This window comes from Arhodomonas sp. KWT (genome assembly GCF_010993615.1).
In genome coordinates, this window is the sequence record NZ_WNXE01000056.1 from 10,066 (window position 1) to 13,009 (window position 2,944).

Genomic DNA, 2,944 nt, shown 5'->3' on the forward strand with positions numbered 1-2,944 from the left:
ACTGGTGACGGGGACGCTGTTCCTGATGTGGCTCGGTGAACAGATTACCGAGCGCGGTATCGGTAACGGCATCTCGCTGCTGATCTTCGCGGGCATCGTTGCCGGGCTGCCGCAGGCGCTCGGCGGCACGCTCGAGCTGGCAAGCACGGGTGAGCTCTCGATTCTCACGGTGCTGTTCTTCCTGGCGCTGGCGATCGCGGTGATCGCGTTCATCGTCTTCGTCGAGCGGGGTCAGCGGCGGATTACCGTGCAGTACGCGCGGCGCCAGCAGGGGCGTCGGATGTACGCGGCCCAGTCGAGCCACCTGCCGCTGAAGCTGAACATGGCCGGCGTGATCCCGCCGATCTTCGCGTCGAGCATCATCCTGTTCCCGGCGACACTGGGGCAGTGGTTCGGCCAGGGGTCGATGGGCTGGCTGCAGACCATCGGGAACATGCTCAGCCCGGGGCAGCCGCTCTACATCACCTTTTACGCGGTGGCGATCATCTTTTTCTGCTTCTTCTACACCGCGCTGGTGTTCAACGCCCGTGAGACCGCCGATAACCTCAAGCGGTCCGGTGCGTTCATCCCGGGGATCCGTCCGGGGGAGCAGACGGCCCGTTACATCGACAAGGTGATGACACGGCTCACGCTGGTCGGGGCGCTCTACATCACGGCGGTCTGCCTGATGCCGGAGTTCCTGCTGCTGTACTGGAACGTACCGTTCTACTTCGGCGGGACCTCGCTGCTGATCATCGTGGTGGTAGTGATGGACTTTATGTCCCAGGTGCAGGCGCACCTGCTCTCCCACCAGTACGAGCCGCTGATGAAGAAGGCCAATCTCAAGGCCCATGGTCGCGGTGGCGGCGGGCTGCTGGGCTAGGGCCGGATTCCGGACTCCCGTGGCCCGGACGGGCTGCGGGGGCGTTTCGTTTTTGGTACCGTTTGCCGCTTGTCGAGCGGTGATGGCTAGGATTTGCGGAGAGAGACCATGAAGGTACGCGCGTCGGTGAAGAAGATCTGCCGCAACTGCAAGGTGATCAAGCGGCGGGGTACGGTTCGCGTAATCTGCTCGGACGGCCGGCACAAGCAGCGCCAGGGCTGACCGCGGCGGTAATGAGTTGAACACTCGGTGGATTGCCCGCTATACTAGCGGGCTTTCCGCGGGCAAGGGGTATTGGGAGTAACTGCATGGCCCGTATAGCTGGCGTAAACATTCCCGCGAACAAGCACGCGTCGATCGCGCTGACGTCCATTTATGGCGTCGGGCGCACGCGGGCGCGGGCGATCTGCGAGGCGGCCGGGATCCCTGTGGATCGCCGGATCCGCGAGCTCTCCGACGAGGAGCTCGAGACGCTGCGGCAGGAGGTCGGCAAGTATGTTGTCGAGGGCGACCTGCGGCGCAGCGTGGCGATGGACATCAAACGGCTCATGGACCTGGGTTGCTACCGGGGCATCCGCCACCGGCGGGGGCTCACGGTCCGGGGGCAGCGCACGCGTACCAATGCGCGTACCCGCAAGGGTCCCCGTCGGCCGGTGACCCGTTAGGGTTCGCACAGCAGTTTAGGACTTGAGGATTCAGGACGGTCAATATGGCGAAAGCGACGAGCCGGGGACGTAAGCGCGTCAAGCGCACCGTAGTGGACGGTATCGCGCACGTGAACGCGACGTTCAACAACACAGTCATCACGATTACCGACCGGCAGGGCAACGCGCTGGCGTGGGCGAGTGCCGGGGGTAGCGGGTTTCGCGGCTCCCGCAAGAGCACGCCCTTCGCCGCGCAGGTCGCCTCCGAGCGCGCCGGCGAGGCGGCGAAGGACTATGGCCTGAAGAACCTCGAGGTCCGCGTGAAGGGCCCCGGTCCGGGGCGCGAGTCGGCGGTCCGCGCGCTGAACAACTCGGGCTACCGAATCACCAACATCTCGGACGTGACGCCCATTCCGCACAATGGTTGCCGTCCGCCGAAGAAGCGTCGCGTCTAAGGGGTAAGGTCATGGCAAGGTACACGGGACCGACATGTAAGCTGGCCCGGCGCGAGGGCACCGATCTGTCGCTGAAGAGCGGCGTGCGTCCGCTCGACAGCAAGTGCAAGCTCGATACGCCGCCCGGCCAGCACGGTCAGCGCCGTACGCGGCTGTCCGACTACGGCCTGCAGCTTCGCGAGAAGCAGAAGGTCCGCCGCATGTACGGCGTGCTGGAGAAGCAGTTCCGCAAGTACTACCGCGAGGCGGACCGGCGCAAGGGCAACACCGGTGAGAACCTGCTCCAGCTGCTGGAGTGCCGGCTCGACAACGTCGTCTATCGGATGGGCTTCGGCTCGACCCGTGCGGAGGCGCGCCAGCTGGTCGCGCACCGCGCGGTGAAGATCAACGACCGCGTGACCAACGTGGCCTCGGCCCAGGTCAAACCGGGCGATGTGGTCTCCCTCAAGGAGAAGGCCAGCAAGCAGGTGCGGGTGCAGGCGGCGCTGGAGATGGCGCAGCAGGCCGGATTCCCGCAGTGGGTCGATGTCGACACGAATCAGTGCACCGGGACCTTCAAACAGGTGCCGGACCGCTCGGACCTCTCTCAGGAGATCAACGAGCATCTGATCATCGAGTTGTACTCGAAGTAAGGTCCCGAGGCGGGCGGAACAAGCGAGAGGTCTAGCCTCATGCAGGGTCAGTTCAAGGACTATCTCAAACCGCGGGTGGTCGACGTCGAGACGCTCAGCGACCGGCGCGCGAAGGTCGCGCTGGAACCGCTGGAGCGCGGCTTCGGGCACACCCTGGGCAATGCGTTGCGCCGGGTGCTGCTGTCGTCCATGCCGGGGTACGCGGTGACGGAGGTGGAGATCGAGGGCGTTCTCCACGAGTACACCGCAATCGAGGGCGTGCACGAAGACGTCGTGGACGTCCTGCTCAACCTCAAGAAGCTCGCCGTGCGGCTGCATGCCCGCGACGAGGCGACGCTCCGGCTGTCGAAG

5 protein-coding genes and 1 pseudogene are annotated in these 2,944 nt (G+C 65.1%); all 6 read left to right on the plus strand.

What is annotated here, in order from left to right; all coding sequences use genetic code 11:
• A partial coding sequence (gene secY / locus G7A99_RS25445; RefSeq protein ID WP_240466236.1) for a preprotein translocase subunit SecY occupies window positions 1-862 on the plus strand: 862 nt, incomplete at its 5' end.
• Window positions 863-970: 108 nt separating this feature from the next.
• Window positions 971-1,084 (plus strand): 50S ribosomal protein L36, encoded by a 114-nt coding sequence (rpmJ, locus tag G7A99_RS10380; protein WP_018718873.1) that lies wholly within the window; start codon window positions 971-973, stop codon window positions 1,082-1,084.
• 86 nt (window positions 1,085-1,170) lie between these two features.
• Entirely contained in the window at window positions 1,171-1,527 is a 357-nt protein-coding gene (gene rpsM, locus G7A99_RS10385) for a 30S ribosomal protein S13 (RefSeq protein ID WP_018718872.1), read from the plus strand.
• A 44-nt stretch (window positions 1,528-1,571) separates the two neighbouring features.
• Complete coding sequence (gene rpsK / locus G7A99_RS10390; RefSeq protein WP_018718871.1) at window positions 1,572-1,961, plus strand: 30S ribosomal protein S11; 390 nt, start codon at window positions 1,572-1,574, stop codon at window positions 1,959-1,961.
• Window positions 1,962-1,972: 11 nt separating this feature from the next.
• A complete protein-coding gene (rpsD, locus tag G7A99_RS10395; RefSeq protein WP_018718870.1) occupies window positions 1,973-2,593 on the plus strand; it encodes a 30S ribosomal protein S4 in 621 nt (206 codons plus the stop codon).
• 39 nt (window positions 2,594-2,632) lie between these two features.
• Window positions 2,633-2,944, plus strand: a pseudogene (locus G7A99_RS10400) (DNA-directed RNA polymerase subunit alpha); the annotation flags it as partial.